Here is a 21146-nt window from a genome sequence, read left to right on the forward strand (position 1 = left end):
TTAATTCAAACTAAACCAAGTCTAAAGATAAGCTAAAGATTTGGTCTTCAGGCTGAATACAGCTATGTTTAATTTCCTCATGAAACGGCTCTGGGATAGACGGGTATCTATTTGCCGAAAAAAAGCTGCCGTCCGCGCGGTTAGCCGATAGTTTCGACCACATTACCTTCCTGGTCTTTGATGTAGGTCTTGCGGATCTGCACCTTCAATTCCTTGGCGGCAGACAGCCGGAGCTCCCCTTCCTTAGGCTGGAGCTTCTCCTCCAGCTCCAGGACCACCTCTTCCGTCAAACCGATGCTGACAAAATCCTCGTTGACCACAGTCCCGTTAACGGGTTTCAACTCCAGCATCACCTGCCGCTGCTTACTGTTCAGTGTCAGCGGCTTCCCCTTCAGCAGACGGCCGCGCAGCAGCTTGGCTATAGTCGGTGCCTGCCTTGCTCCTATGGTCAGGACAGCAAGTGCTGTGCCGAGCAGGCGGCTTTTGCCCGGCTCATAATTCAGTTCATCTACATACAGAATGCCCGTCTGTGATCCGTCACGTTCAATGCCCTGACGTACCGCTTCCTGGATGACCGGAAGCCGGAGCAGCGAATCCCGGGCTAGATCGGTGATATAGAGAGGCAGCACCTCCTGACTGGCCTCCAGGAAGGCATTGGTATTCCAGGACATCATCGCTTCCAGCTCGTCCGCTGTGATCCCTACCATCTGCAGGAATTCCACACGGCCGTTCGGCGTATCCACAGCCGGAAGCTCCGGGTCATCGGTGAACGCCAGCGCCGTCAGCCGGGTAGCAGCCCCCAGGCATATCGGGCCATTGGCATCCAGATGATGCCCCGAAGCAAAGATATTGCCGCTGGAGAATACATATCGGGCCATGTTCTGCAGCAGATTAATCGCCCAGGCTGGAGGCTCCTGCTCGCCGCTACTACGCGCCAGACGGAAGGTCAGCTCGAAGCCGTAGCCGCTGTATTCAAGGTCTTCAGACTCCTTCTCATACAGCTCGGAGAACCCGAAGGTTACGAAATGCCAATGCGGATATGGCTGCTCGGCTGCATAGGCGCTAATTCCGTTCAGCGGGTCATTGCCCCCCAGGCTATACGGCAGCATTGCAGCATAATGCTTCGGTTCCTGTTGTCCGTATAGCCCTGTCATCTGTTCCTCTATGGCATCCCAGCCGATGGCTTCCACTTCGTGCTCACTCATCTCGTTCCCTCCGGTATCATATTTATGTACAGCCGGAATTCCCGTATCCGGCCCAGAATCTCCCGTTCATTACCCCAAATTCCGCAATCATAACCAGCGCCAGGCGGCTCTTTCCCCTATAGCCGTACACTGCCTGAATAACACCTCCAGCTTGCAAAAAAAACCACCAAGTGGGGCTATAGCTTCGATGATGACTCAGATACTTTGCAGGTACCCCAAAACATATAAAAACAGCAAGCTCATCTGACGAGCTTGCCGTTTGGTGTATCTTCATTATTATAGGTATCAGTTAATGCCGACCAGCAGGTTCTTGCGGGCTACGCCGCTCTTAACTGCCGCTTCGGCTACAGCCATGCGGATTCTCTCTACTACCCGCGGATCGAAGGCGTCTGGGATGATATATTTCTCATGCAGCTCAGACGGGTCAATCACGGAGGAGATCGCCTCTGCAGCCGCCAGCTTCATGTCTTCATTGATATCCGTAGCTTCACAATCCAGCGCCCCTCTAAATATCCCAGGGAAGCACAGTACATTGTTAATCTGGTTCGGATAGTCAGAACGGCCGGTCGCCATGACTCTTACATGCGGCGCAGCAATGGCGGGATCAATCTCCGGCATCGGGTTCGCCATAGCGAAGACAATCGGGTCGGTGGCCATGTTCAGCACATCTTCCAGCTTCAGCACATCCGGTGCAGAGACTCCGATGAAGACATCCGCGCCTTTGATCACATCGGACAGACTTCCGATTTCTAGATAAGGGTTCGTAATCTGGGCAAAATCGCTCCAATGACTGCGCTCATATTCCGCCAGCCGGTTAATCGCACCCTCCCGGTCCACGCCGATCAGGTTCACCGCTCCGGCATGCAGCAGCATTTTGGAGACGGAGATGCCTGCTGCACCTATGCCGTTGACTACGATTTTGACATCCTTAATATCCTTGCCGCATACCTTGAGTGCGTTCAGCAATCCGGCAGTTACGACAATTGCCGTACCATGCTGGTCATCATGGAAGACCGGAATGTCCAGCTCGGCTCTTAGTCTGGCTTCAATCTCGAAGCAGCGCGGAGAGGAAATGTCCTCCAGGTTAATGCCGCCGAACGTCGGGGCAAGCGCTTTTACAATCGCAATAATCTCTTCGGTATCCTTGGTGTCCAGGCATATCGGCACGGCGTCTACGTCTGCGAACTGCTTGAACAGCGCTGCCTTACCTTCCATAACCGGCATGGCCGCCTTCGGCCCGATATCGCCAAGCCCCAGTACAGCCGTCCCATCGGATACGACAGCTACGGTATTCTTCTTCGTGGTTAGCTCATAAGCCTGGGACTGATCGTCGGCAATCGCCTGACAGACCTTCGCCACACCCGGCGTATAGACTTTGGACAGGTCGTCTTTGCACAGAATCGGATGCTTCAGGGTAGTTTCAAGCTTACCGCCTTTATGCAGCAACATAATTTCTTCTAATAGTTCCATATTAACTCCTCCATTCAACTGGTTAACCGTTTGTTACATCCCTCTCGGATCTTTCTATATATAGCGGAACTTCCTGCATCCGAACCTTTCCAGGCCCGGGTGCAGCCCCGTCAACTATGCGTTTCATATGCTCCTGTAGTCATTCTCCGCGATAATGAATGGATTGGCAATACAAAAGCTGACATCTGCAAATTGTCCATGATTTAGACACGTTTGGATGCGATTTCATGTGATTCAGGCGTCTCTTTTGCCGATTGAGCACGCTGCTCAGCCGCCCCATACCGCGATGAGCAGCGTGGCCACAACTACTGTAATCGCACCACCGATCCGGGTGGAGATCTGTGCGAACGGCATCAGTTCCATGCGTCCGGAGGCTGACAGAATCGCTACATCGCCGGTTCCGCCAAGGCCGCCGCGGCAGCCGGTAACAATGGCCGCTTCAACCGGATACATATTGACCCATTTGCCGGTAAAATAGCCGGTGATCGTCATCGCCACGATAACGGTAGCGCAGACAATAATATAAGGAAGCGAGATCAGAGCGGCGACATCCTTCAGCGGAATGTACAGCATCCCGAGGCCGACCATCAGCGGCCAGGTTAACGTGCCGGACACCAGCTTATAGAGCTGATAAGCACCCTGCTCAATTTTGGCAGGCAGCAGCTTGGAAATCTTCAGCAGTGCAGCTGCGAAGATCATCAGGATCGGACCCGGAATGCCGACGAACGGCGACAGCAGGTGTCCGGTGATGAACAATCCGCAGGCGAACAGCAGTCCGGCACCCATCAGCAGGAAGTCAGGCTTCAGGCTGTCATACGTGCTGCCGGCCAGCTTCTGGCCGTCCTTCGCCTTCACGAGTACACCGTTACCGGTGATGGACGGATTTTTGTCAGCCATCCGCTTGAGCAGTCCCGCTCCGATAATCGCAAACACGTTGCCGATCACCGCCGCCGGAATCATCTGGGCCACATAGGAGCCGGATTCCCCGCCGAGGATCTGCGAGAACGCGATGGACAGCGGGAGAATGCCTTCCCCAACGCCGCCGCCGATAATAGGCACAACGATGTAGAACAACGTCCGGTGTGCGCTATAGCCGAGCAGCATCCCTACGCCCATCCCCGCAGCGACTGCAGCGATCGTTCCGGCCATCATCGGAATGAAAATACGGATGAAGCCGTTAATCAGCGTGGTCCGGTTCATCCCTGTAATACTTCCGGCTACTAGAATCGAGATGTACAGGTAGAGGAAGTTCGATGTCTTCATCAGCGTGTTGACTGATTCGAGCACCGAAGGGTCGAGCACATTCCAGAACACCAGGAACGATGGGATCATTAGCGAGAGGATCGCGGGACCGCCGATATTTTTTAGAATCGGAAGCTTGAAGCCCAGATCACTGAGCAGCACCCCCAGGACAATAATTACTGCAAAGCCGCCGATCATGTCGTTTGGCAGTTCACCAAGCACAGAAGCCGCAAAAATAATGAGTGCAAATACCACGTAGAGCGGGAGCGGAATAACGCCTACCTTTAAATGCAGAACCTTCTGGACGAAGCCCTGTTCTCCTTGCTTCAGTACAACAGGCTGCTGTTCCGGTACCGAAAGTGGGGGTTGAATTGCTTTTTGCATGTTAACCTTACCTCCTTAACTCTTTTACAAATTCATCATAGCTGCTTTGAAAGCGCTTTTGTTTTTATGAAAGTAATAAAGGGGTTTTGTAAATTATTAAAGTAAGCGCTATCAGAGAGAAGCGGGGACGCGGGGATTGGCGGGGATTGGGAGAGTGCTCCACTTGGTCGAATTTGATTATAGGTATTGGGGAGGGCGTATGGTGGAGTCGGGTAGGGTCAGATAGATACAGGTAGTTTCATGGGGAGGCAGGTAACATTAATTAGTAGTAGAGAGGTTGAGACGGAGTCAGGTTACTTCAGGTGCACTAGTGCTCCTCATTTTCGCTGACTGCCGACTTTTGGCTAATTCAGGTGCACTTGTGCTCCTCATTTACGCTTACCGCCGACTTTTGACTAATTCAGGAGCACTTGTGCTCCTCATTTGCGCCTACCGCCGACTTTTGAGTAATTCAGGTGCACTTGTGCTCTTCATTTGCGTTTACCGCCGACTTTTGAGTAATTCAGGTGCATTTGTGCTCCTCATTTACGCTTACCGCCGACTTTTGACTAATTCAGGAGCACTTGTGCTCCTCATTTGCGCCTACCGCCGACTTTTGAGTAATTCAGGTGCATTTGTGCTCCTCATTTACGCTTACCGCCGACTTTTGAGTAATTCAGGTGCATTTGTGCTCCTCATTTTCGCCTATCGCCGACTTTTGGCTAATTCAGGTGCACTTGTGCTCTTCATTTGCGTTTACCGCCGACTTTCGCCGGGTTTCAAAGGGATTTATCCCTTCCCCTTTCGGCTCCCAGCCCACTTTGGGCCAATCCAAAGGGATTTATCTCTTTCCTTTCTGCATCCAGCTGTCAGCGCAACTCAAAAAGCTCCGCCGCAGGTCGCGCGGCAGGAGCTCCAGAATTAGCTAGTTACACTCAAATATACTTAGTAATCAATCCCTTACCGTTCGGAGCGAGCCGGTATTTCTGCACCGGACGGCCGATGCTGCCGTAGACGAGGTCCATCTCCAGCACGCCCATCTCGGTCAGCCCGATCAGGTATTTGCCGGCGGAGACGCGGGAGATGCCGGATACCGCTGAGATATCCTCAGCGGAGAACAGCTCGCTGCCGCAGGCCTCCACGGCACGCCAGATGGTCTGGAGCGTCTGACGGGTGAAGCCCTTCGCCAGCTCCTGCGAGGTCGTCCGTTCCTGCTTGAACCGGGACAGTCTGTCTAGCTCCGACTGGTTCAGCCGCTCCTGGCTGCGGAACAGCTTGTTCTGCTCCCGGTATCCGTTCAGCGCGGCCCGGAGCCTGGAGAACTCAAACGGCTTGATTAAGTAGTCCACCGCCCCGTTCTGCAGCGCTTCCTGGATGCTCTCCTTGTCGCTTGCCGCCGAGATGACGATGACATCGATCTTCACACCTCTGCGCCGGATCTCGGACAGCAGCTCCAGCCCGTTGCTCTCCTTCATGTAGATATCCAGCAGGATCAGGTCATAGGCCTGCTTCTCCAGCATACCCAGCACTTCTTCCGCCGAGCTGGCCCAGCCATCGGCTCGGAAGCCCTCCACCTGCTGCACATAGAACTTGTTCATCTCCGACACCATGGGATCATCTTCAACGATTAGTACTTTGATCATAATGGCTTATCACCACTTTTCATGGGCTTTCCACCCTTTTCATTAAATATCTTTACTCTTCATCATTCTCATATGCTTCATGCGTTGGTATCATTCTTTGCGCTATAAGGAATCTGCACCGTGAAGTCGGTACCTTCCCCTTTCCGGCTGCCATACGTAATCGTCCCGCCCAGCTTATCTACACTTCGCCGCACCAGATACAGTCCCACGCCCCGGTCGCCGCCTTTGGTCGAATAGCCCTGTTCAAACAGGTGGGCTCCATTCTCCGCAGATATGCCTGTTCCGTTATCGCTAACCTTGAGGGTAAGCTGGTTGTCCTTATGCCGGAATCCAATCTCGATCTGCTTAGTGTCCGCGCCTTGGAGCGCCTCCAGCGCATTGTCCAGCAGGTTGCCCGCAATCGTCACCAGCTCCCGCGCCACCTGGTGATCCGCTGCTTCAGGCAGTATACCCTCATCCCGGATCACCAGCCGCACATCGGCCTCCCTGATTCTGCTGAGCTTGCCGAGCAGGAAGCCGACCATCACCGGGTCTTTGACCTGCCGGACCACCGAGTCCGCCTCTGTCTGGATATTCTGCACAATATCCGTGAGATATTCTTCCAGCCGATCGTATCTGCGCATCGTATTCAGCCCCATGATGACATGGAGCTTGTTCATGAACTCATGGGTCTGGGCACGCAGCGCCTCGGCGTACAAGGAGATACCGGAGAGCCGCTCCATCAGAATACTGATCTCGGTCTTGTCCCGGAACGTGGCAATCGCCCCTTCGATGATTCCGTTCACCCGGACCGGAACCACATTCACCAGCAGCGTGATGCCGCTCTGCTCCACTTCCTTATCCTGCAAGGCTTCCCCGGTCTCCAGCACCTTCTCCATCCGCAGCAGCGGCCAGAACTGTCCAGCCTCTCTGCCTACCGGTTCCTGGTTCAAGCCGACGCTGCCCATCAGCCTCCGGGCCTCGGCATTCACCAGGGTAATCCGCGATTCCTTATCGACAGCCAGAATTCCCTCCTTGGTCGATTGCAGCATAGCGCTGCGCTCCTCCAGCAATTTGGCGATTTCTCCCGGCTCCATGCCGAACATCATCCGCTTGATTTTGCGGGCCAGCAGGATGGCACCGAATATCCCCATCAGCCCGCCGACCAGGATGCCCGAGTAGATAATCCAGCGGTTCTGCTGAACGGCGGAACGGACGCTGCCCAGCGATATGCCTACAGCAACTGCTCCAACCTGCTTGCCGTCAGCGGCGAAGACCGGTGAGAACGCTCTCACAGAATAGCCGAGCGAGCCTTCAGCCACGGATATGGTCTCCTTGCCGTGCAGCGCATCTGTCTCGTCCCCGCCCATGAAGTGCTTGCCGATCAGGGCGGGATCAGGGTGGGAACGGCGAATGCCTCCCATATCCATCACCACCACGAATTGCACGTCATTGATAACGCTGATATCGGTTGCATAACGCTGTATATTGCCGGAATATGCCTCTGTAAGCAGTTCGTTCACTACCTCCGGCGTACGGGAGACCGTGCGGGCAATGGTGATGGCCTTGTTCTCCAGAGAAGCCCGGGCTTCTTCGGAGAATCTCATGCCGAACATCATATACACAATCAGCAGCACCAGCACGACGATCAGGCAGATCATCAGAGTGATGGTGGTCTGAAGGCGTAATCTTTTTGTACCAATTCTCACAATGCTCCACCTTCAGGAAATTTTTCTCGATTATAACGCAAAAGCACTCAAAGCGCGATAATCACAATTCAAAGTAAATCCGCTATGTCTCCGTAATCACCGACTGGTTCCGCCCTCTGCTCTTCGCCAGATACAAGGCCTGATCCGCCTTCACAAGCAGTCCCGTAAGGTCGGCGGCATGCGAAGGATAGTGGGCAATTCCCTGTGAAATCGTGAGCTGCGCCGCAATCGGCGCCTGGCTCCGTTCGACAGCAAGACGGATTCGCTCAGCAGCGCTGAAGGCTTCCGCAGGCGTAGTCCGGGCCAGCAGAATAACGAATTCCTCCCCGCCGTAGCGGTAACAGACATCATCCGGACGAAGCGAGGTTACAATGACCTGGACGACATGCTTCAGAACTTCATCGCCCAGATTATGGCCGTACGTGTCATTAACCTGCTTGAACTTATCTATATCCAGCAGCACCAGTGAAAAGGGAACACCAGAACTCATCCGCTGGCTGATCGTCTGCTCCAGGGACCTGCGGTTCATCAGACCGGTCAGCACATCCGTCTCGGCTTCATGGGTCAGCTGCTCGGTCTGCTGCTGGATATTTGCCAGGGCAAGCGATACGCCGTCTGTCAGTAAATACGCCTCCCGGCTCCAATACCGCTTCGCTTCCTGCAACTCTATCTGTTCCTTGCCCATTCTGCTCACGACATCTGCCAGATAGACGAAGGGACGCGCAAACTTGCGAGCCAGCAGAATTACGCCCAGCAGCAGGACGATGAATGGCAAGGCGGAATACCCGATCAGGGTACGAAAATGCCCGATCAGCTCCTGATGAATCTGGCTAATCGGGGAGACAACCACAATGCCCCAGCCATTGGCAGGCACACTGGAGTAACCCGCCAGCATCTCGATGCCCCGGGTACTCGTAACAGGCTGTTCTCCGCTTTTCTTATTCATCAGTTGCTGCACCACCTCATTACTGCTGACATCCGTGCCGATCCGCGCTTTATCCGGATGATAGACCAGATGCCCTTCAGAATCCACAATATAATAATAGGCCCCCGAATCATCCTCCTGCCCATTGTCAAAAATCTCAGACAGCACGTTATTCTCCTGAAGATAAATAGTGCCGCTAAGAATTCCGGCATAGGTACCCGCAGCATCGAAAATGGGCTGGCTCAAAAATACGATTAATCGCTTGGTATTGGCCGTCAAATAAGGGGAAGAAATATACGGCTTGCGGAGTGCTAAGGCTTCCTTGCTACTCGTTGAGCTGACGTGCTTGCCTGTGGTCCCTATGCTGGCAGGTGAGACATTGCGGACGAGTCCGCTGGCGTCAACCACGGTGATGGAATTGAAGAAATTGCTGCTGCTGCGCATCAGATCCAAGGAATCATTCACTTCCTGCGGCGGCATAGCGTCTATGTCAGACAGCCTGGCGGCGTTGTATTCCAGAGTCCCGTGCATAGACTGAAATAAGGAATCCATCGTCTTAGACATCCGGTCAGCATTGAGATAATTCAGATGAAGCGTGGTCTCCATTAAGGACCGCTTCTTGGACTCATAAGAACCGAGCAGAAGAATGCTCGAGGTTAGCACAACCACCAATGTCACCAGACCTGTGAGCAGCGTGGTGAGACTCAGCTTGTGAATTTGACGAAACTTACGCTTCAACCTTATATACAAACCCGCAATCCTCCTTGGAGCAAAAAACGCAATGATATATTCATCATACCGCAAATACTGATAATGTTCGACAGCGGATTTATGGCAGGACAGGCGGCGGCTCAGTCTCCCGGACATAGCAGAATAAGCCCGCAGCAGCGAGGCTCATCTTCAAGCGTTATTCAAGTTCACGTTCACCCTACGCCTGCAAAATCTCATCCACCCGTTCCTTGGCACCCTCCCAGGAGGTCATCAGCGGAAAAGAGTATTGCTCCCGTACCCTGAGGTTCCACGGATGCGGAATACAGAGCACCTTCTTCCCTGCCTGAACGGCGGGCAGCAGGTTATGCGGGCCGTCATCAATCAGCAGATCGTAGCCGATCAGATGCTTCCGCTTGCAGGTGAAGAAATTGTCGGCCGGGATGTACGGCATATGCTTTTGCAGCCAGTTCCATTTCTCCAGCACCGTCTTCGGGACAGCGGCCGTCACAATAATAACGTCATAAGCGTTGTGCAGCTTCTCCATCTCTTCCACCACATATTCGTCGAACAGCTCCAGCTCCTCGTAGAGGCCGGGTCGGCCGAAGAACAGGTCCATGGTGCTGTCCGGATGGCGCAGATGGTCTGTGTTCCAATCCATCATATCTTCGTAGCGAAGCGGATGTGTAGGAAACTCAATGTTATTGTGGTATATCGCACGCTTCACGAGATGGCAGATGGTATCATCCATATCGACGGCGATGATCGGTTTGCGCATTGAATCTCCTCCATGTACATTTTCATTCATTTTCATTAATTATAGGCAACGAGGTAATAAGTGTCCAGACATCCGCCAGACTCCACATAAAAAAGCACATGCCTCCTTCACAGGGGCACATGCTTATCGGCCTAATCCTATCCACTCATTTCCCTTTATCTGCGCGACCGTCCCTTGACCAGGTTAATCACGAACAGGACCGCTGCGACAAACAGCAGAAGATGAATCATGTTGCCCATGAAATTAAAGATGAGGCCTAACAGCCATACCACCACTACAAGTCCGATTAATCCCCACAGCATAAGCTTACCGCCTTTCTCTTCCGGTTTGATTTGTTTGTATTTTACCCTTGTGGAGGAGAATTCAAACGGATGGTCCGTCAGATCCGGCTGTGGAGACCGCTATTTCGAGGCCTCAGGACATTGCTTAATTGCGGGACATGCTGTTATACTGTCTTTTAAATAATACAATTGTATTGTAAAAAAGGAGACGAGCCCACCACCATGACCCACTCTTCAAGTCACCCGAAACCTGTTGCACCGAAACTGCGAAGCAGGCTGCTTAAGCTGCTGCTGATCCTTGTATCTGCCATCCTATTTCTCATAGGATCAGGTTTCTTATGTGAAGCCATTGCCTCCCATTCCGCCCGTAAAAGCTATCCTGCACCGGGTCAACTGGTCGATGCCGGAGGCTATAACCTGCACATTCGCCAGCTAGGTGCGGGAGCCCCGACTATCATTCTGGAAGCGGGCAGCGGCGAAACCAGCCTGTCGTGGAGAGATATTCCTGAACAGTTAGCTGAACAGGCTACCGTTGTCACTTATGATAGGGCCGGGTATGCCTGGAGCGGACAGGCGGATACGGAACGCTCAGGCGCCAATATCGTGCGTGAGCTGCATACGGCACTGAAGAATGCAGAGATTCCCGGCCCCTATTTGATGGTCGGCCACTCTCTTGGCGGCATGTACGCCCGGCTCTTCACTCAGACCTACCTGGACGAAGTAACCGGACTGGTGCTGATTGATGCCAGACCCGAGAATGACGACCGCGAGACGAAGCCGATTCTGGCCGCCGAGAATGTTGCCGGTAACCCCAGCGCTTCCCTGCTGAGCCTGCTCAAGCGCTCCGGTGTGCTTCGGCTATTCCAGGATCAGCTACTCGCGGGGCTCGTTGCGCCACAAGACCGCGGGGCGTTCATTAACGTTATTTCCACGCCAAGTTATTTTGCCGCCAAGGAGCAGGAAGCAACATTAACTAGCTCCACCGAGGATGCGATCCGCGGACAGAACTTCGGCTCCCTCCCGGTCAAAGTGATCGCCCGTGGCTTGCCTCAGGACTATGCATCCTTCGGAGTCTCCGAAGGTACAGGCCAGCAGCTGGAAGCGATCTGGCAGGAGGGCCAGCGCAGTATGCTTAAGCTTTCTTCCAATAGTGAACTGATCGTCGCCGGGAAGAGCGGCCATATGGTTATTCATGACCAGCCGGAGGTGGTGGTGCAGACGATTCAGGGTATGCTTAGAGATTAACAGGCTTTAAACATAGAGGGGCTTGATTTCATCCCATTTCGAGAGCATGTGCGAGATGATTGTCGTGCAGCCTTTGGGCATGAGAATGCCGAGTCCATGGGAATGTTCAAATTGTGCCGCCGGGTGTATTTCCTGCAGTTCCTCCCAGAGCTGGTATACGCCGAAGTCATCCATTCGCACCGTAATATCATGGAACAGTACGACACTATTATCGGCCAGTTTGGGCAGCCAACATTCATAATCATGCTTAATTGCTTCATAAGTGTGAAGTCCGTCAATATGCAGAAGGTCAATGCTGTTGTCTTCAAACGTACCTACAGCCTCGTCAAAAGTCATTCGGAGTAAGCTGGCGATGCCGGGAAAGAATTATTCTCCCAGTGTGAGTACCGATTCATAAATCGAACCTTTGTAGAACCCGGAATGCTTATCGCCAATTTAGGTATCGACAGCATAACATTCCGTATCCAGCCCCTGATCCAATCCTCCGGATGCTCTGGACCATCCGGCCAGCAAGTACACCAAAAAACGGCACAAACCGCAGCTCACCTTACAATGAGACTGCAGTTTGTACCGTTTACAATTCCTTACCATTTACTTGAAGAACATGCTGAATAGCCTATTGTATAACCTATTTCTCCAACTGGTATACCTGCGTGACAATCTTGTAGCTATCCACAGGCTGCTCCGCTGCCGCAAGCTTCGAGACACGGCGCTCCAGCACATCACTCTCATAGACAGCCTCTGCCCCGAAGGCAGGCTGAACCTTGAGCGCTGCCGGTTCGCCGCCCAGATTATACCAGCGGACCACGAGATCACCCGTCTCCTCAGCCATCTTGAGGGTCGAGAAGGCCAGCGGCGAAGCACTGGAGTTCCAGCTTAACCATTGCCCGGATACCGGCAGGGTCACTCCGCCTGAATGCGGACGTCCATTCACGGCCGGGACGCGTGTTGCCGGGCCTTGGGTCTGAAGAACCGTCCACGGAATCTGGTATTGGTAGGCTTGTGCATAAGCACCGGATACCGCACCGTCACCCGTATAAGGGATGATCGCATATTCTACGGTTTGCTGGCCCAGGCACTGTGCCTCCGGTGTCTCGAACACACCCCAGTCACCGAGTTCAGAGGACGAGCGCAGCAGAGTTACTGCAATGGTGTTTTTGCCGTCCAGCAGCACCTCGTATTCATTCAGGCCCTTGTTCGCAACGGCAAGTCCATGGACTCCATCTGCTACACTAACGAAGACCTGCTGATGCTGGGCATTACTCGGATTGATCCACTCTGCCGCAGGCCGGTTATTGCGTCTGGCCACCTCGAACACGGAGTCCGCATAGTGGTGGTCCGATTCAAGACCTGTAGGGAACAAGGCTCTGAGCCGCTGATCCTTGGCCTGATTGTTGAAGCTGGTGCTTAGTTGCAGCATTCCGCTTCCAGCTTCCAGTGTATAGTGGGTGGTCAGCATAAGCGGCACCATCTGGGCCGAACGCTGCGCGGTACGCTCGGTGAACGGTACCATCTGCTGCTTCTCGGTGAGGAAGGTCTCGTCTGCACTGGCCGGAACCTCCCAGCGCAGCACCGTCTGCATCACCACACGTGCCGGGGACTGCTCAAGGCATGTGATCTCAGCCGTCAAGCCTTCGGTGGTCAGCACCTCGCTGCCTTCCGGCTGACGGTACACATACTCATTGCCGATGTCCCCGGTATTCTCGTATGCGTTCAGTCCGGCATAGACCGCACCTGACTGCTTGTCTGTAACAGTCACGGTACCGTTGTCTGCAACCGCAACGATCAGCTTGGCATTCTCCATCGTGTTGCCTTGTACACGTACACTATCCAGCACCGCTGCTTCCGCTCCAGCAGCGGCAGCAGCCGGAACCAATGCATACGTGCGGTACCCAAGCGCAGCCACATCCGCTGCCGGGAAGCTCACCCGGACCTTACGCGCCATATAAGGCTGGCGGAAGCGGTCCTTGGGCAGCTCGTAGCCGAAGTGAACCCCGAGATCCGCAAGGCCAGCCGGGTACACCTTGCCCGCTTCGTCCATAACCCGCCATTCACCGAGCGGCTCCTGCGCAAGCTCTCTGGCCAGAGTCTGCGGACTCAGTCCCTCAGGGAAATATTTCTTGACGGTAATCAGCTCCACCGTAACCGTTCCAGTTCTGGACCAGCCGCTTGTATTAAATACGGTGAACGGAACCGCATCCGGTCCCCAGGCCGCTACTCCGGCCACATCAATGGCTTCAGTTAGTGCAGCCGCGCTCTGGGCGGCAATCGCCTCAGCCATCTGGCTGCTCTTGGCGAACCGGGTCACCATCTCGCGGTGCACCTCATCCACACTGCACCCGCAGATGCTGTCATGCGGATGATTCTGCATGAGCGTCTTCCACGCATAGGTCAGCAGAGCATGCGGATAGGCTTGTACTCCAGCCAGCGCGGCAAACGCCGCCAATGGCTCAGCCACCTTTTCCAGCAAAGTCTGGCCGGATTGGTTCAATTGCTTCAGATACACCCGTGAAGATGCCGTGTTAACCAATGTGCCCCATCCATCCGTATGCTGGCTGCGCAGCTCCCCTTCCACCGTCACCAGATCGCCGGGAAGATCAGCTTCCAGTGCCTTCAGGTACTCGTCGAAATTGGAGTGTACGAACTCCACATCGGGATACAAGCTGGAAGCTGTGCGGATCGCCTCTGACAGATCGGTCTGAATCGGCTGGTGATCGCAGCCGTTCATGAACAGCAGATGCGGAGTAGAAGCGAACTTCTCGGCGTCTGCGAGATTCTTGTCCCAATAAGCTTTGGCGGCCACCGGATCAGCCGGAACCTCCATCCCGTTGCAGTACCAGTTGGCGAACAGCACACCCAGCACCTCCGAACCGTCCGGGGAACGCCAGACCATCTCGGAATAAGGAGACTCATAGGTATCCGTCTCGCTGACTTCATTATTGAAGCCTGTCGGCTTCACGCCGCGCCCGAAGATGGCATTCGTAATTCCGGCCTGCTGAAGAATCTGCGGCGCCTGGCCCATGTTGCCGAAGGAATCGGGGAAATAGCCAGTTTTGGAGATGATTCCGAACGGCCTCGCATCCATATGCCCGATCAACAGGTTGCGCAGATTCGCTTCCCCGCTGGTCAGGAACTCGTCCTGGAGCACGTACCAAGGCCCGAAATGAATACGTCCTTCACGAATATAGCGGTCCAGCCGCTCTCTCTGCTCCGGGCGGACCTGGAGATAATCCTCGCGGATAATGGTCTGTCCGTCCAGATGGAAATAGCGGTAATCCGGATCTTGGTCCAGCGTGTCGAGCAGCTTATCCATCAGTTCAATCAATAACAGATGATGATGTTCATAAGGCATATACCATTCACGGTCCCAGTGGGTGTGCGAGATGATATGTGCGGTTTTGTGCTTAGCCATGTAGGTAACCCTCCATTATCCTTTGGTTGCTCCGCCCATGCTGAACCCTTTGGACATATACCGCTGGGAGAACATATACAGCACTACGGAAGGCATCGTGTAGAGCAGTGAGAAAGCAGCCAGTCTGCCGTATTCGACCATGCCGTGGCTGCCGAAGAATTGATAGATGGTAACGGATGCCGGAAGCTTCTCCGGCGTCTGGAGCAGAATATACGGTACAAAGAAATTCCCCCAGCTGCCCGAGAAGGTAAAGATCGCAATCGTGGCGATACCCGGAAGCATGAGCGGGGCAACGATTCTCCGGAGTCCGCCCCAGACGGAAGCCCCGTCAATCCAGGCCGCTTCCTCCAGGTCAATCGGTACAGAGTCCATGAAGCTCTTCATCATCCAGATCCCGTAGGGCAGGGAGGAGGAAGTGAGGAAGAGCATGGTTGCGAAGATCGAGTTCTGCAATTTGAAGAACAGGAACATTTGAAATACCGGAACCATCACCGCCGTAATCGGCAGAGCCGTCATGAAGAGGATGCTGAGCAGGAAGCTTTTTTTGAATCGCATCTCATAACGGGATAACGGGTACGCAGCCAGTACGGATGCAAGCACAACAAGGGTTGCCTGACCTCCGGAGAGAATGATCCCTACGCCGAATGAGCGCAGATTGCCGCTGTCTCCGAGCACTGCCGAGAAGTTATCGAGCGTGAAATTAGGGAATCTAATACCCTGCTGGGCATTTGTATCAAACGAAGCGAGCAGAATCCAGAATAATGGCAGCAGGAAGCAGAGTCCCAGAACGACCAGTATCCCGTATTGGATATTACGTTGAAGCCTATGCTTGACCACAGTGATGCACCTCCTTCAGGGTTAGACCTTGACTTTCATAGATTTCATGTAGAACAAACTTGCAACAATCCCGATCACCAGCAGTACGAGTGAGATCGCGGTGCCGTATCCGAATTGATAATTGACGAAGGCCTGATTGTACATAAATACCGGCAAGGTCTGAGTGGCCGTTCCCGGGCCCCCTCCGGTCATGGTATAGATCAGTGTGAATACGCCCAGGGTCTGGAGCGTGACAAGCATCATGTTGGTGACGATCGAGCCTTTTACCATAGGAATGGTGATGTAACTAAGAATCTTGAAGTTGCTCGCTCCATCAATCGTGGCGGCCTCCTCAATATCCTTGGGAATCTCATCCAGTGCAGATTGATAGACCATCATCGAGAACGCTGTGCCGTGCCAGATGTTGGCAATGATGACACTCACCATCGGGAAGCTGAACAGCCAGGAGACCGGGCTAATGCCAAACCAGCCGATGATCTGATTGAGGGACCCGTTATCACTGAAGAACGCTACCATACAGAAGGCGACAACGATCTCCGGTGTAACCCAACCCGCAATGACGATAATGCCGATGATCCGGCGGAAGGTAACATTCTTCTCTTTCATTAGCAGGGCCAGAATGAAGCCGAGCACGACCTGCCCGATGACCGCTGAGAAAATCAGGAACACCAGGGTTCTCCAGACGCTGATCCGGAAATCCGGGTCCTGGAACATGTTCGTGAAGTTCTGGAAGCCGATGAATTGCAGGTTACGGGCAGCACTTCCCGTCAGAGCCATATTGGTAAAGGCAAAGCAAATGGTCAATATAATCGGTACGATAAAGAATATCAGCAGCAGCAAGACTGAAGGCGTCAGAAATAAAAATGCGCCCCGCGACTTCCTTTTCATAGGTCACTCCCCCTCCAAATCCGAAAGAGGAGAATGGCTTCTCCTCTGCGCTCGAATTCTCAAATCCTCTATTTGACTTCTACTTTATCTTCGCCAAGCGAGCGGGTAACATTATCCTTCAGCTGCTTCACAGCATCTTCCGGCGACAGCTTGCCTGAAGCAATGCTCTCTACAATACTCTGAAGCTGCGCAGATACAGTCGCATACTGATCATTGGCCGGGCGGAATTTCGCCACTTCCAGTAAAGCTTGCGCCTCCGCTGTATACGTACGGTCTGTATAGCCTGCTACGTCCACCGAATCATTACGCGGGCTCAGGTTGCCCTCTGCCACTACGCGTCCTGTTGCATTCTCCTGATTCATCAGGAACTCCAGGAACTTCCACGCCGCTTCCTTGTTCTGCGATTGTGCCGGAATCGACCAGGCCCATCCGCCGGACATGGTGATGGCTCCAGGCTCTTGACCCTTCTGTGTCGGGAATGGAGCGAAGCCCATCTTGTCAGCTACATTCTCAATCGGAGCCGCGCCGTTCTCGAACCAGGTTGATCCTGCCCAGCTTCCGTCCACGGCCATCGCCAGCTTGCCTTGCGGGAACAGCTGCTGGAAGGCAATGCTGCCGGCTTGTCCGTTAAGCGCTACCTGCATCGAAGGGCCTGTCTTATCTACATTGAACAATTGATTAATGAATTTGAAGGAGTCTAATAGTCCGGGGCTGCTTACAACCCATTTCTTGGTTTCATCGTTATACAGTGTGTCGTTCGTGCCGTACAGAAGCATCTCCAGCGTCTGCATGGTTACGCCTTCTCCGCTCGACTTGCCCACGATCATATTCAGCGGAGTTACGCCCGGCAGCTTATCCTTGATGGTACGTGCGGCTTCCAGCACCTCATCCCAGGTAGCAGGCTTGAACGGTACCGGTAATCCTGCTTGTGCCAGCAGCTCTTTGTTATACCAGATACCGCGTGTATCGGAGGTGGCAGGAATGCCGTAGATTTTGCCGTCTTCACCAGTCACACCGGCTTTGAGGTTCTCAATGAATTTATCCTTCCAGTCACTCCAGCCCGCAACCTGCGTATCCAGCGGCTCCAGATATCCGGCTGCGGCATCCGACTTGATGATCGAGGTATCTTCGGCTACGATGTCCGGCGCTGTATCGGGCGACTTCATCTGCAGAACGATCTTGGAGGTGTAATCTCCTTCACTGGCCAGCACCGGAGCAATCTTGATCTTGATATCCGGGTTGTCCGTTTCGAATTTCTTTATCAGTCCCGATTCAAAATACTTGGTCAATGTATCTTCGGAGCCCGACGAACGGAAGGTAATGGTGACCTCCTTCTTCCCTTCGGCTGCTCCCGAACCGGAGTTCGAATTGCCGCTTGAACAAGCTGTAGTCAACAGAAGAAGAGAAGCCATTGCCGCAGTCATCGAAACTTTAAATTTATTCATTTTCATTTGTCTTTGCCCCTTTGGTTGTAGTTTGACAAGTGGAAACGTCTTTGCCGTCCTTTTTAAGGACGGCACCCGTTTCAGCGAGAAATAGAAGGATAAGTTATCGTGTGCAACATATAAATTCTTATATTTTAACGCTTTCATTAAAGCTTCAAAAAGAACGGACAAGCCGTCTTTTCTACTTCACTATCCGGTCTACTTCACTACCCGTAATCCGCAATAATCCATAATCAGTTCGCTGAACAGCATATTCGACCAGGAGAACCATGGACGGGTGAATGCTGCGGCATCGTTGACCGAGAAGCCTTCATGGGTCAAGCCTGTGCCGCCATCCGTATCCTGGATCAGTTGCAGTAAGCGTTCTTTCTCGCTGCGTTCCGGTGTCGTAAGTCCTTGCATGGACAAGGCGATGTGCCAGATGTAACCCTCCGGGGTATGCGGACTGCCGATGCCTTCCGCAACCTGTCCTTTATAGTAATAAGGATTATCTTCGCTAAGGATAAATCTCCGGGTATTGCGGTACACCTCGTCATTCTCGTCGGTGTAGCCAAGGTAAGGCAAGGACAGCAGGCTTGGAACATTGGCATCATCCATAAGATTGTAATGACCTAGCCCGTCCGTCTCATAAGCATAGATTCTCCCATAGACCGGATGATTATAGATTCCATACTCCTGAATCCCCTGATTAATCTCCTGGCCCAGCTTCTGTGCCGCTGCCGCAAGCTCCTGATCCCCGTAGATCTCTTGAGCGATCTCTTCCAGATAGCGCAGGACCACCACAGCGAACATATTGGACGGCACGAGATAACCATATTCACAGCAATCATCACTAGGCCGGAAGCCTGACCAGGTCATCCCGGTATAAGCGGTTTCGCTGCCTTTGCCCTCCCGGGTCAAGGTATCTGTAAGCGGTGCATCCAGCCGCTGGAACCGGTAGCCCGACTCCGTCTCATGATGCTGCTCCACTCTCCACAGCTTCATAATTTCGAGCGCTGCCTTGCGGAAGGTCTCATCGAACTGCGTGACGCAGCCGCTATTCTTCCAGAGCAGATAACTGAGCTGGATCGGATACGCCAGCGAATCAATCTCATACTTGCGTTCCCAGATCCATGGGCTCATGTCGGTAAGATCCGATTGATGCCCGTGGCCGTTCGCCTCTTCATTGAAGGCATTGGCATACGGATCGAGCAGAACATAATTCATCTGCCGCTTCACAAGACCCGCAATCATCGCTTCCATGTTAGGATCTTCTGCGGCAAGCAGCAGATACGGGCGAACCTGGGCGGCGGAATCACGCAGCCACATAGCTGGTATATCACCTGTTATAACGAAGGTGGTGCCATCCGCTTTCTGCGAAATAGTGGTACCAATAGTATTGATAATGCAGTCCTCGAACATCTTGGCCAGCTTGGAAGAGTCTGGCAACTCCCCTTGTACCTTGCCGATCAAATCATAAACAGACTTCGGAATTTCATTCTGTAGCTTCACGGGTGTATGTCGCACCTCCAAATGGTATATATCAGTATTTCAAACGCTTTCATCATAGTAAACAAATAATATTAATATGTCAATATAATAATGGTATATTTATAGAGTTGTATGACCTATTGGTATATATAGTATATTCAGATCGGAAGCTGAATAACAAAAAAAGCCCCCGCAACGGAGGCTTTGATCTTACTCCCACGGTTGGGCTTTCAAGAATTCCAGGTACGCTGCTCAGCCAGGTCAGTCCTTGCGGACCGGTGCTGTTGACTTGCCCTTAATCAATACGGCCGGTAAAAGAATCCGGGAAATGGGCTGCTCGTTCCCTTGCATGGTGAACACATTCTCATACGCCTGTTTGCCGATGCTGAACTGATTCTGGCGCATATGCGTCACTCTACAGTCTTCATTGGACTCCGGGCTGTCGAAGCAAATCAGGGACAAGTCTTCGGGAATCCGCAGTCCCAGCTTGCCCGCCGCCTCTTCGACCAGCAAGGCGATACTATATTCGGCTGCGAACAGCGCTGTGATCTGAGGATATTTCCGCAGATGCTCGGCCAGCTTGTCCACATCGCTGATCCGGGCCTCCGGGTCAAATACATTCGGCATGGTAGACGTGATCGTCTCCATCCATAATTCACGGTTCGCCAGCAGATTATGCTCCATGTGAGCTTCAAGAATACCGTCGATCCGTTCCTCTATTGCGGTTGTATTCGCAGGCGGCGGCGCGAGAAATCCGATATGCCGGTGCCCCAGCCCGAAGAGATAGTGCGTGGCCTCCTTGGCCGCCTGGATATTATCGGTACTCACAGACGAGGCGGGAATCCCCTTCAGATAGCGGTCAATCATGACGAACGGGAATTTCTGGATGACCAGCTTCAGAATCTCGGCACTGAAATATTCGCCTTGCGCCGGGAAGATAATCAGCCCGTCCACCCCAAGCCCCAAGAGCTGTTGAATCGCCTGCTCCTCCAGCTCGGGAATCCCGAACGACCGCCGCACAATCAGAAATGCGTCATTCTCCCGCGAAGCCTCTTCCATCCCGTATATCAGCTCTGTGCCGTACATATCACTGAAGTGTGTAATCACCAGTCCGATGATCCGTTTCTTGCCTGCCGGCCGGACCGTCTGCTGGCTGTCAAACGGCTTCATGATCAGCGAATTCGCATCGGCTACGAAGGAGCCTCTGCCTGGCTGACGGACGATTAGATGTTCATCAGCCAGCATTTTCAGTGCTTTCTTGGAGGTAATCCGGCTCACCCCAAATTCACTGCACAGTTCTTTTTCTGAGGGAACCCGCTCCCCCGCTTTATATTCATGATTCGTAATTCGCTCACGCAGCGTATGAAAGATCATTTCGTACATCGGCTTCGAGCCTGAGTCATTGGCCATATCAAGCACCTCCATTACCGCTTTCTCTTGGAAAGACACAACCTAATATACCATGTTATATTAGTAATGTGAAGAATGTTATTTCCGGGATACCGGATAGTAAGCCTTCCCTCCTAACATAATAAGCATACGGATA

The 21146-nt window shown here is 53.1% G+C and carries 16 protein-coding genes; 1 reads left to right on the top strand and 15 read right to left on the bottom strand.

What is annotated here, in order from left to right; all coding sequences use genetic code 11:
- Positions 1-140 precede the first annotated feature (140 nt).
- From MKZ07_RS13525 to MKZ07_RS13560, 8 genes are all read right to left on the bottom strand, one after another.
- Positions 141-1205, bottom strand: coding sequence for a suppressor of fused domain protein (locus tag MKZ07_RS13525; protein WP_036699582.1), 1065 nt, complete (start codon positions 1203-1205; stop codon positions 141-143).
- Between the two features lie 285 nt (positions 1206-1490).
- Positions 1491-2675, bottom strand: a complete 1185-nt coding sequence (locus tag MKZ07_RS13530) for an NAD(P)-dependent malic enzyme (RefSeq protein ID WP_036699585.1) — start codon at positions 2673-2675, stop codon at positions 1491-1493.
- Between the two features lie 267 nt (positions 2676-2942).
- Positions 2943-4301: a 2-hydroxycarboxylate transporter family protein gene (locus tag MKZ07_RS13535; RefSeq protein ID WP_036699586.1), complete on the bottom strand. Its 1359-nt coding sequence runs from the start codon at positions 4299-4301 to the stop codon at positions 2943-2945.
- 914 nt (positions 4302-5215) lie between these two features.
- Entirely contained in the window at positions 5216-5923 is a 708-nt protein-coding gene (locus MKZ07_RS13540; RefSeq protein WP_341026134.1) for a response regulator, read from the bottom strand.
- A 77-nt stretch (positions 5924-6000) separates the two neighbouring features.
- On the bottom strand, positions 6001-7611 hold the full coding sequence (gene dcuS / locus MKZ07_RS13545) for a DcuS/MalK family sensor histidine kinase (RefSeq protein WP_076154336.1): 1611 nt from the start codon (positions 7609-7611) through the stop codon (positions 6001-6003).
- A gap of 82 nt (positions 7612-7693) precedes the next feature.
- Positions 7694-9286 carry a sensor domain-containing diguanylate cyclase gene (locus tag MKZ07_RS13550; protein ID WP_256705880.1) on the bottom strand — a complete coding sequence of 531 codons (1593 nt, stop codon included), beginning with the start codon at positions 9284-9286 and terminating at the stop codon, positions 7694-7696.
- A gap of 178 nt (positions 9287-9464) precedes the next feature.
- Complete coding sequence (locus tag MKZ07_RS13555) at positions 9465-10022, bottom strand: 5' nucleotidase, NT5C type (RefSeq protein ID WP_036699594.1); 558 nt, start codon at positions 10020-10022, stop codon at positions 9465-9467.
- A 155-nt stretch (positions 10023-10177) separates the two neighbouring features.
- A complete protein-coding gene (locus MKZ07_RS13560; RefSeq protein ID WP_143804202.1) occupies positions 10178-10324 on the bottom strand; it encodes a lmo0937 family membrane protein in 147 nt (48 codons plus the stop codon).
- Between the two features lie 201 nt (positions 10325-10525).
- On the opposite strand from MKZ07_RS13560, the gene MKZ07_RS13565 reads away from it, so the two are divergent.
- On the top strand, positions 10526-11548 hold the full coding sequence (locus MKZ07_RS13565; RefSeq protein WP_156949720.1) for an alpha/beta fold hydrolase: 1023 nt from the start codon (positions 10526-10528) through the stop codon (positions 11546-11548).
- Positions 11549-11554: 6 nt separating this feature from the next.
- On the opposite strand, the gene MKZ07_RS13570 is transcribed toward MKZ07_RS13565, so the two are convergent.
- The 7 genes from MKZ07_RS13570 to MKZ07_RS13600 all read right to left on the bottom strand — a co-directional run bounded on the left by MKZ07_RS13570 (position 11555) and on the right by MKZ07_RS13600 (position 21010).
- Complete coding sequence (locus tag MKZ07_RS13570; protein ID WP_268748819.1) at positions 11555-11902, bottom strand: class I SAM-dependent methyltransferase; 348 nt, start codon at positions 11900-11902, stop codon at positions 11555-11557.
- A 274-nt stretch (positions 11903-12176) separates the two neighbouring features.
- Entirely contained in the window at positions 12177-14960 is a 2784-nt protein-coding gene (locus MKZ07_RS13575; RefSeq protein WP_036699596.1) for an alpha-mannosidase, read from the bottom strand.
- Between the two features lie 15 nt (positions 14961-14975).
- A complete protein-coding gene (locus MKZ07_RS13580; RefSeq protein WP_036699598.1) occupies positions 14976-15797 on the bottom strand; it encodes a carbohydrate ABC transporter permease in 822 nt (273 codons plus the stop codon).
- Between the two features lie 21 nt (positions 15798-15818).
- Positions 15819-16685 carry a carbohydrate ABC transporter permease gene (locus tag MKZ07_RS13585; protein ID WP_036699600.1) on the bottom strand — a complete coding sequence of 289 codons (867 nt, stop codon included), beginning with the start codon at positions 16683-16685 and terminating at the stop codon, positions 15819-15821.
- Between the two features lie 68 nt (positions 16686-16753).
- On the bottom strand, positions 16754-18136 hold the full coding sequence (locus tag MKZ07_RS13590; protein WP_036699602.1) for an extracellular solute-binding protein: 1383 nt from the start codon (positions 18134-18136) through the stop codon (positions 16754-16756).
- Positions 18137-18328: 192 nt separating this feature from the next.
- Positions 18329-19621, bottom strand: coding sequence for a glycoside hydrolase family 125 protein (locus MKZ07_RS13595; protein WP_036699604.1), 1293 nt, complete (start codon positions 19619-19621; stop codon positions 18329-18331).
- 240 nt (positions 19622-19861) lie between these two features.
- Positions 19862-21010 carry a GntR family transcriptional regulator gene (locus tag MKZ07_RS13600; protein WP_341026139.1) on the bottom strand — a complete coding sequence of 383 codons (1149 nt, stop codon included), beginning with the start codon at positions 21008-21010 and terminating at the stop codon, positions 19862-19864.
- Positions 21011-21146: the final 136 nt, after the last annotated feature.

The sequence above is a fragment of the Paenibacillus sp. FSL P4-0338 genome, from assembly GCF_038002365.1.
Lineage (GTDB): Bacteria > Bacillota > Bacilli > Paenibacillales > Paenibacillaceae > Paenibacillus_AQ.

Excerpts from the sequence above, each read along its gene's own strand:
- MKZ07_RS13525 (WP_036699582.1), bottom strand. The coding sequence starts at position 1,205 with ATGAGTGAGCACGAAGTGGAAGCCATCGGCTGGGATGCCATAGAGGAA.
- MKZ07_RS13530 (WP_036699585.1), bottom strand. The coding sequence starts at position 2,675 with ATGGAACTATTAGAAGAAATTATGTTGCTGCATAAAGGCGGTAAGCTT.
- MKZ07_RS13535 (WP_036699586.1), bottom strand. The coding sequence starts at position 4,301 with ATGCAAAAAGCAATTCAACCCCCACTTTCGGTACCGGAACAGCAGCCT.
- MKZ07_RS13540 (WP_341026134.1), bottom strand. The coding sequence starts at position 5,923 with ATGATCAAAGTACTAATCGTTGAAGATGATCCCATGGTGTCGGAGATG.
- MKZ07_RS13555 (WP_036699594.1), bottom strand. The coding sequence starts at position 10,022 with ATGCGCAAACCGATCATCGCCGTCGATATGGATGATACCATCTGCCAT.
- MKZ07_RS13560 (WP_143804202.1), bottom strand. The coding sequence starts at position 10,324 with ATGCTGTGGGGATTAATCGGACTTGTAGTGGTGGTATGGCTGTTAGGC.
- MKZ07_RS13565 (WP_156949720.1), top strand. The coding sequence starts at position 10,526 with ATGACCCACTCTTCAAGTCACCCGAAACCTGTTGCACCGAAACTGCGA.
- MKZ07_RS13575 (WP_036699596.1), bottom strand. The coding sequence starts at position 14,960 with ATGGCTAAGCACAAAACCGCACATATCATCTCGCACACCCACTGGGAC.
- MKZ07_RS13585 (WP_036699600.1), bottom strand. The coding sequence starts at position 16,685 with ATGAAAAGGAAGTCGCGGGGCGCATTTTTATTTCTGACGCCTTCAGTC.
- MKZ07_RS13590 (WP_036699602.1), bottom strand. The coding sequence starts at position 18,136 with ATGAAAATGAATAAATTTAAAGTTTCGATGACTGCGGCAATGGCTTCT.
- MKZ07_RS13600 (WP_341026139.1), bottom strand. The coding sequence starts at position 21,010 with ATGGCCAATGACTCAGGCTCGAAGCCGATGTACGAAATGATCTTTCAT.